This is a genomic window from Ohtaekwangia sp. (assembly GCF_036568665.1).
Classification (GTDB): domain Bacteria; phylum Bacteroidota; class Bacteroidia; order Cytophagales; family Cyclobacteriaceae; genus Ohtaekwangia.
Genome location: NZ_DATCSD010000358.1, coordinates 1 through 9698 on the forward strand (window position 1 = coordinate 1; position 9698 = coordinate 9698).

Annotated in this window: 6 protein-coding genes; all 6 read left to right on the forward strand. The window is 42.0% G+C overall.

Annotated elements, in window-relative coordinates; translation table 11 throughout:
• A partial coding sequence (locus VIN08_RS28675; RefSeq protein ID WP_414693306.1) for a helix-turn-helix domain-containing protein occupies positions 1-137 on the forward strand: 137 nt, incomplete at its 5' end.
• A 581-nt stretch (positions 138-718) separates the two neighbouring features.
• Complete coding sequence (locus tag VIN08_RS20590; RefSeq protein WP_331969102.1) at positions 719-3550, forward strand: TIM-barrel domain-containing protein; 2832 nt, start codon at positions 719-721, stop codon at positions 3548-3550.
• A gap of 65 nt (positions 3551-3615) precedes the next feature.
• Positions 3616-6675 (forward strand): TonB-dependent receptor, encoded by a 3060-nt coding sequence (locus tag VIN08_RS20595; RefSeq protein ID WP_331969105.1) that lies wholly within the window; start codon positions 3616-3618, stop codon positions 6673-6675.
• Between the two features lie 12 nt (positions 6676-6687).
• On the forward strand, positions 6688-8295 hold the full coding sequence (locus VIN08_RS20600; protein ID WP_331969108.1) for a RagB/SusD family nutrient uptake outer membrane protein: 1608 nt from the start codon (positions 6688-6690) through the stop codon (positions 8293-8295).
• 27 nt (positions 8296-8322) lie between these two features.
• Positions 8323-9093, forward strand: coding sequence for a hypothetical protein (locus VIN08_RS20605; RefSeq protein WP_331969111.1), 771 nt, complete (start codon positions 8323-8325; stop codon positions 9091-9093).
• A 70-nt stretch (positions 9094-9163) separates the two neighbouring features.
• Positions 9164-9698: sugar-binding domain-containing protein (locus VIN08_RS20610; RefSeq protein ID WP_331969114.1), on the forward strand; the 535-nt coding region annotated here is incomplete at its 3' end.

Here is a 9698-nt window from a genome sequence, read left to right on the forward strand (position 1 = left end):
TGGAGAAAAGTCAGCTAACGGTTGCAGAAATTGCCTATCAGGTTGGCTTTAACAATCCAAAATACTTTGCTCGTTACTTCAAAGAGCAGTATAGCGTGCTTCCTTCAGCCTATGCTTCCGGAAAAAGGAAAGCATAAAATAATTTCTTCCTGAAAAAGACATTCCAATCCTATATCTAAGCGATTTCGTGACCATCGTCTTACGTTTCAGTTAGTAGTTTTGGTTTTAACCCAAGCAAGAATGTCGCAGGAGAAACTGAAACGGTTAAGCAGAATTATGTTGGCTATAGAGATAGCGATCTACATCGCGATAGCTGCTTCGTTGTCGTTTATTGTTCTTTATTGAGTACACCCGGATCATCCTGATCCACTCATCAGGAATTTAAACCGCTGTTATTTACAACATCTTCATGCTCGAAGAGGTATAGTACTTCGTGTGTCTTCTCGTTTCATTATTACAAATTGATTTTCTCTTCATGCACTGAGCAAACATCTCGATGAAGAGTTAGATGTCGCTTTGCTTTCTGAAATTTCTCTTTCATCTCTTCAAAGCGATTTTGACCAGTCTTTTGCAACATTTTGATACCCCCTGAAAACGTTTGAGCCTATAGGATCAGACAATTGAGTACCCTTTCAAGGCTGCTTGCTGCACTACCTTTACTGCAATCGATTACGAGAATTGTGTCTTGGAAACCGGTTGCATGAAAGATTATTATAGAATGAAAAAAGCAGTACTAGTAAACATTATTTTGCTCGCCATAGTCCTGGCAGCATGCTCTACCAAAAAAGCATTTGAGAAACTTGAGGACGGTGTAATTGTGCAGTTGGATGCGGAGCATGGAGCTAAACGTGTGAAGCTGCAGGTAATTTCAGATGACATTATTCACGTAGCGGCCACACCAGCCGATACATTTTCGAAAGCACAAAGCCTGGTAGTATTACCCGAAGTGAAAGGCACCTCTGCCTGGAAGCTGGAAGAATCTGCGGATGCTCTTACGCTGATTACAAAATCGCTGCGTGCGAAAATCTCTTTAAAGACAGGTGAAGTTTCTTTTACCGATACAACGGGTCAGGTAATTCTCCAGGAAAAACAAGGCGGAGGAAAATCATTCTCACCTGTTACTATCGAGAACCTGAAAAGCTATGCGATTCGTCAGGAATTTGAATCGCCTGCCGACGAAGCTTTCTATGGATTAGGGGGGCATCAAAATGGTCAGTTGAATTACAAAGGACAAGATGTAGATCTGACACAACAGAATATAGTGGATGTTATTCCTTTCTTATACTCCAGCAAGAACTACGGTTTGCTGTGGGATAATTACTCCATCACCAAGTTTGGCGATCCGCGCGAATATCAACCACTCAATTCACTTAAACTTTTTACAAAGGATGGAAAAGAAGGCGGACTCACGGCCGATTATTATGTAGAGAGTAAAATCAAAGAGAGTAAAACCGAAGGTGATATCAACTTTCAATATTTAGAAACACCACAGGTTGACAGCTTCCCAAAAGATGTTTCGCACAAAGGTAAAATTGTGTGGGAAGGATCGTTTACCTCAGATGCTGCCGGTCTGCATAAATTCCAGGTATACTCTTCCGGGTATATAAAAGTTTGGATTGATGGTACACAGATACTGGATAAGTGGAGACAAAACTGGAATCCGTGGACAAATAAATTCAATGTGGATGTTAAGTCTGGCGAAAAGCATACTATAAAAATAGAGTGGAATCCGGATGATGCAGGTTATCTCGCAGTAAAACATCTCGATCCATATTCTGCCGAAGATCAAAATCGTTTGTCGTTGGCAAGCGAAGTAGGGGATGAGATCAACTACTATTTCATTAAAGGTAAAGATGCTGATGATGTAATCAGCGGTTATCGCACCATCACCGGTAAGGCACCGATCGTTCCGAAGTGGGCGATGGGTTTTTGGCAAAGCCGTGAACGCTATACCAATAGTAAAGACCTGGTGGATGTAGTAAAAGAATATCGCAAGCGCCATATCCCTCTCGATAATATAGTGCTCGATTGGCAGTATTGGGAAGATCCGAAGTGGGGCTCACACGAATTTGATCTGAAGCGTTTCCCTGATCCGAAAGGAATGGTAAACGAGCTTCACAATGATCTGCACGCACAACTGATGATCTCTGTGTGGCCGAAGTTTAACAAGGGCACTGACAACTATGAGGAAATGCGCAAGAATGGTTTCCTGTATATGCACAACATTGAGAAGAAGAGAAAAGATTGGGTGGGTATAGGATATGAATCTACCTTCTACGATCCGTTCAATCTGGAAGCTGGCAAACTTTTCTGGAAGCAGATCGACAAAAATCTGAATTCTATAGGTATAGATGCATGGTGGCTTGACGCGACCGAGCCGGATATCCACTCGAACATTTCTATTGACGAGCGCAAGATCAACATGAGTACTGCGATGGGTCCTGGTGCTAAATATTTCAACGCATATTCATTGATGAATGCAAAAGGAGTTTATGAAGGACAACGTAAATCAAGTCCGGAGAAACGTGTGTTCATTCTTACTCGCTCGGCTTTTGCAGGGCAACAACGCTATGGCGCTGTTACCTGGAGTGGAGATATAGTATCGCGCTGGAGCGATTTGCAGGATCAGATTGCCACCGGTATAAATTTCTCCCTGAGTGGTATACCCTACTGGACGATGGATATAGGAGGTTTTGCCGTAGAGAAACGTTTCTACAACCTTACGGGAGAAACATTAACCGAGTGGAGAGAATTGAATACACGCTGGTTCCAGTTCGGAGCGTTCTGCCCGGTGTTCCGCTCACATGGTCAGTTTCCGCTTCGCGAAATATATAATATAGCTCCGGAAGGAACGGCAGAGTATAACAGTCTGGTATATTACGATAAGTTGCGCTATCATCTGTTGCCCTATATATACTCATTGGCTGGTCATAGCTACTTTAATAACTATACCATTATGCGCGGTCTCGTGATGGATTTTCATGCCGATAATAAAGCATACAATGTGGCTGATGAGTATATGTTCGGTCCGTCATTATTGATAAACCCTGTACATACTTTCAAGGCGAGAACACGCGAAGTATATCTGCCTGCTACAACCGGATGGTATGATTTATATACAGGTCAATATTGGGAAGGTGGTCAAACCATCCAGGCAAACGCTCCGCTTGACCGAGTGCCAGTATATGTGAAAGAAGGTTCTATTATACCTGCCGGTCCGGAAGTTCAATATACTAGCGAGAAGCCTGCCGATCCGCTTACACTCTATGTATATACCGGTAAAGATGCATCCTTCGCACTCTATGAGGATGAAAACATCAACTACGATTACGAACAAGGTAAATATAGCACGATACCCTTTACCTATAGCGAAGCATCCAAAACGCTAACGATTGGCGAACGTCAGGGAAGTTTCCCGGGCATGCTGCAAAAGAGAACAGTAAAAATAATTTGGGTTAAAAAAGATCATGCTGTCGGGGTGAGCTTCAATGCTCAACCCGATCAGGTGATCGAGTATACCGGTGCTTCCGTGACAATAGAAAATAAATAAGAATTCAACTTCCGATGCAAAAGGAACTGGAGATAAATAAAGAACAGCTAAACCAAAATTAACCTATGATTAAAAAAGTCTACAGAAGCGTATGGTTTGCTTCCGTATGTTTCTTCCTGGTAGGATTAGTTTCTGCGCATGCGCAGAAACAGGTGGTGTCCGGGAAAGTGACGGATGCGGCCGGTGCGCCGCTACCGGGTGTGAACATTCTGATAAAAGGTACCACCTTTGGTACTAATACAGATGCTGAGGGAGCTTACTCGATTGAAGCTTCACCGAATGATGTGCTGGTGTTATCCTTTATCGGATATAAATCGAAAGAAGTACCCGTGGGTAGCCAGACTAAACTGGATATTCCATTGGAAGAAGATATATCTACTCTGCAAGAAGTTGTGGTGGTGGGATATGGCGAGCAGAAGAAAGCACTGAATACAGGGGCAAACCTCCAGGTAAAAGGTGAAGACTTAATGAAGCAAAGCTCAACGAACGCATTGCAAGCATTACAAGGACAAGCACCTGGTGTGCAAATCGCCTCTACATCTGGTCAGCCAGGCGAAGCAATGAAAGTGACTATCCGCGGTGTTGGGTCAACAATCGGTAATAACCCGCTATATGTAGTGGATGGTGTTATCACCAGCGATATCACGTACCTGAATAACGGAGATATAGCTTCATTGACTGTATTGAAAGATGCAGCGTCTGCAGCGATCTACGGTTCGCAGGCTGCTAACGGGGTTGTACTGATTACTACTAAGAAGGGTAAATCAGGCCATGCGCAAGTAACATTTGATTCTTACTATGGCGTACAGAACGTAGCCAGAAAAGTAAATCTTCTCAATGCAAAAGAGTATGCGATCATTGCTAACGAAGCGGCCGTAAACTCAGGTAACTCTCCGATCTATTCCAACGATTATATCGATTCATTAGGAACTGCCGGTACAAACTGGATGGATCAGATGTTTGTGAAAAATGCCGCTACGCAAAACTATTCCCTTGGAGTATCTGGTGGTAACGATAAGTCAGTGTATTCTTCATCACTTTCTTATTTGTCGCAAGCTGGTATTGTAGGTGGAAAAGATTATTCAAACTATAAACGCTATAATTTCCGCTTTAACTCCGAGCATAAGTTGTTCAAAGACATTGTGACTGTGGGAGAGAACATGAATTTTGCGTTTGTAGATAATCACGGTATAGGAGTTGGTAATCAATACAACAATACTTTACGCGGTGCCTTCGTAACTACACCTTTGCTGAAGAATGATAAATCTGATTCAGTAGGTATGTTCAACCAGGCGAACCCTTATTACCAGATGGTATATAACAGCCAGAGCCGGAATAAAACACAGCGTGTTATCGGAAATATATACTTTCAGGTAGAACCGATTGCTAACCTGAAATTCAGGTCAAGTCTGGGTATAGACTATAACTCGTACGATGGTCAATCCTATAGACCTAAGTATAGATTGTCGACATACTCTTTCAATAAAATTCCGACAATAAGCCAGTCGATGAGCAAGGGCCAGACAATTCTTTGGGATAACTTGTTAAGCTATGGATTTACACTGGCGCAAAAACATAAATTTGATGTGATGGTGGGTACTTCTATGTATAAATATGGAGGAAGCTACCTGAATGCAACCAAGACCGGTTCTGTTTTTAATGATGTAGACCATGCGTGGATCAGTAACGGAACAAGTAATACAGCTACTGCAACCGGAGCAGCATACGATCCAGACCACCGCTTGTCATACTTCGGAAGACTTAGCTATAACTTTGAGGAGACTTATCTGTTCAATGCGACATTCCGTGCTGATGGTTCTTCAAAATTTGCTAAAGGACATCAGTGGGGATATTTCCCATCTGTATCTGCAGGTTGGGTAATCACCAACGAATCATTTATGGATAACACCAGCAACTGGTTAAATTCATTGAAACTACGTGCAAGCTGGGGGCAAGTGGGTAGCCAGAATGTTTCGGCATTCCAATATCAGGCTCCTATCAATTTCACCAATACATACTATATCTTCGGTGGAACAGAGGGAGCACTTACAGCAGGTTCGTATCCTAGCAGATTGTCAAATCCGAACCTGAAATGGGAAACATCTGAGCAAACCGATGTTGGTTTCGATGCAGCTTTCCTCAATGGTAAATTTACAGCAAGCGTTGACTGGTATATTAAAACCAATAAGAACTGGTTGATCAATGCTCCTGTGCTGGCAACAGCGGGTGCTCTTCCTCCTTACATTAACGGAGGTGGTGTAAAGAACAAAGGTCTTGAATTAGCACTTGCTTACAATAACAGTCTTGGCGATCTGAATTACCGTGTAGGTGTAAACGGTGCTTACAATAAGAATACGGTAAGCCATATACCCAATGCAGACGGAATTATACACGGTCAGGCAAACCAGATATATGATAACGCTACTGAATTTAACAGAGCTGCCAATGGATATCCTGTTGGATATTTCTGGGGATATAAAACCAATGGGTTGTTCCAGACAGACGAAGATGTAACATCCTATACATCAAAAGATGGTACTCTTCTGCAACCCAGCGCTAAGCCTGGTGATGTTCGCTATGTAGATGTAAATGGTGATGGCGTGATCGATGAGAAAGACAAGACTATGATCGGTAATCCGAATCCTAAATATACTTTTGGTTTCTCAATTGCTGCGGATTACAAAGGATTCGACTTGTCTATTCAGGCCAGCGGAGTTGCCGGAAATCAGATCGTACAATCATACAGAAGTCCTTCCAGTAAATATGGTAACTATACTACCGAAATACTGGAGCGTTGGCACGGAGCAGGTACTTCAAACAGAATACCGCGTGTAACCGAGTCGAACGAAAACTGGGCTAACTTCTCAGATCTATATGTACACAATGGTGATTATCTCAGAATAAACAACGTTACGCTGGGATATGATTTCACCAAGATCATTAAACAGAATTATTTCACACAATTCAGACTATATGTTTCTGCGTTGAATCTCTTCACCTTTACGAAGTATAATGGTATGGATCCGGAAGTTGGGTATGGCACTGATGGATTTACTTCAGGTGTTGATGTGGGCTACTATCCACGTCCAAGAACCTACATGGTTGGGTTGAATGTGAAACTCTAAAAAATGAAATGTATGAGAAAGTTTAATATATATACAGTAGTTGTAAGCCTGTTGGTATTGAGCGGATGTAGTGATTTTCTGGATACAGAATCATACACAACATCAACAGTTGAAAATTATTATAAAACACCTGCTGAAGCTTACAGTGCACTGGTAGGCTGTTATGATGGCGTGCAGGCCTTATGGTCTGGCGGCATTGCTTTCCCTGTGGCATCTGAAGTATTTTCAGATGATGTATTTGGTGGTACAGGTAACGGTGATGGTTTTGGATACCAGATGATGGATGAATTTGATAAGGGGCGTTCACCATCCGATCAAAGCCTATTCAATGCAAACTGGGTAAATTATTATAAAGCTATTTATCGCTGCAATATACTTTTAGGTAAGCTTGATCAGGTTAATTGGGGAACAGATACAAGCCTCAAAGCAACATACGAAGCTGAAGCGAGATTTCTGCGCGCCTACATGTACTTTGATATGGTTCGTCTATGGGGTAACATTCCGTTGTTGACAGAGCCTTCTGCCGATAACATTCCTCAGGCTGATCCTCAGGCTGTATATGCACAGATAGCGCAAGATCTGGTGTTTGCAAGTGAAAATCTGGCAGCTACTACATATGCCAACCAACCGACTGCTACACACGGACGTGTTACCAAGTGGGCGGCAGAATCCCTGATTGGAAGAGTATATCTATACTATACCGGCTATTATCAGCAACCGGATCTCGCGGGCGTTGTTACAAAAGCACAAGCACTCGCTTATCTCGAAGATGTAATTGCCAATAGCGGTCATGGTCTTGTTTCCAGTTTTGCGAATCTGTGGCCGGCTGCTTCTGTAGACAACTATGCAGGTGAGGATAATAAAGAAACAATCTTCGCTATCAAATATACCTATACCAGCGACTATACAACTGGAAATGATGATGGTAACAAATGGCTGGTTATGGTGGGTATGCGCGCCTTCTCATCGTACCCATACGGAAATGGATGGGGAGCATGTACTGTGAATTCCGACTTATGGGATGCTTATAGCAGCACTGATACACGTAAAGTAGCTTCGATTATATCCATAGAAGGTGAAAACATAGCCTTCGATAACCAAAAGGATCAACGTGAATATACCGGCTACTATATGAAGAAGTATACTCCTATGATCAACAAGAATGGCGAAAGTGTATCGGCTGCCGAAGCTGCCGCTTTGGGATTGAACAGCGATTTCCAGATTAGCCAGTTCCAGGATTATGTAGTAATTCGTTATGCCGATGTTCTCTTGATGGCTGCAGAATTAGGCAGCGCAAATGCTCAGTCGTACTTCGATCAGGTAAGACAACGCGCTTATGGAACGAACTTTACTCAACTGGCGGTGTCGCAGGCAAATATTCTGAATGAACGCAGACTTGAATTTGCCCTGGAGGGTATACGATATTGGGATTTACTTCGTCAAGGAGTTGATGTTGCCGCGACTCAAATTGCTGAAACAACCGAGGTTCTAAATGGCGGGGTTACAACAACGAAGACAATCAGTGCTTCGAAAATTCAGGAAACGAAGGGATTACAGCAGATACCTGCTACACAAATAAGTTTATCGAACGGTGTGTTGAAGCAAAACACTGGCTGGTAATTGTCGCTGACCTAACTTATTATAATTATGAAAATCGATAATAAAATATTTTTGATGATAGCAGCTGTGATGCTCACATTAACAGCTTGCCAGGAAGAGCATGAATTGGGTGCGCCTCCGAAAACTTCAGACCTGAAGTTTTCGGTAACGCAAGATGCAGCTTATGACAACCGAATTTTTCTTCAAAGTAACACTCCGGGAACTATTGCATACTGGGACTATGAAGTTGGAGTATCCAACAAGTTAATGGATACTGTGATTAATCCATTTGGCGGTGACCATTGGGTTAAATACGGAGCCCTTGGACAAGGGGGAATCACATTTGATTCAGTAAAGATAACGATAAGTAAACTTGATGATGCTTATTTCTCCGATCCAAATTGGGAGCTTTTAACGAATATGGCTGCCGGGAAATATTGGAAGGTATCTTCTGTTTATCTCGGGCCGGAAAGTGATTATACTTCAACTTGGTGGACACCAGATATAAGTAGTGATGCAAATGCAAATGATAGTATATATTTTGATCTGAATGGAAGTTATAATTTTAAACGATATCATGCGGGTACTATTGAAAAGGCTTTGTATTCATTCAAGTTGGATAAGACTAAAAATAGTATAACCATTGTAAGCGGCTCTGTTAAAATGCCATTCTTTGACTACGGTAACAATGGCTTAGCGGTAAACAAGTACAACATTGCCAAGCTAACCGATGATACATTAATTGTTTCGCAAGGTGCTTCGCTTTTTGGAAAAACAGATGATTGGGCTTGGTATACTATTTACAAAGCAACAAACTAAAGGTTAGTAGTTCTTTCAAAAAAAGGGAATTGAAAAAACAATTCCCTTTTTTTATATAAATCATTATAACATGAGTATAAAACTTTGCTTTTCCTGGTTAACACTGCTGCTGATTATGTTTTCATGCAACCGGAAAAGCGATGCTACAAGAGTAACTGGAGCTTTAACCGATGAATGGAAATTCCAATTGTCAGATACGATAGAGGCCAGCTCTGCAAATTTCGATGATTCAAAATGGAGAGTGCTGAACCTTCCGCACGACTGGAGTATAGAAGGGGAATTCAGTGAGAAAAACCCTGCAGGTGTTGGCGGTGGTGCGCTGCCCGGAGGTATAGGCTGGTATCGAAAAAGTTTTGTATTGCCACCGGAAGATAAAGACAAGAATATATTTATACGTTTTGATGGTGTTTATCGAAACAGCGAAGTATGGATCAATGGTACTTCCTTAGGTAAAAGACCTAACAGCTATATATCGTTCGAATATGACCTGACTCCCTATCTTGATTTTACCGGTAAACAAAACGTGTTAGCTGTTAAAGTAGATAATTCGCAACAGCCTAACTCTCGCTGGTATTCAGGTTCTGGTATATATCGCGATGTTACAC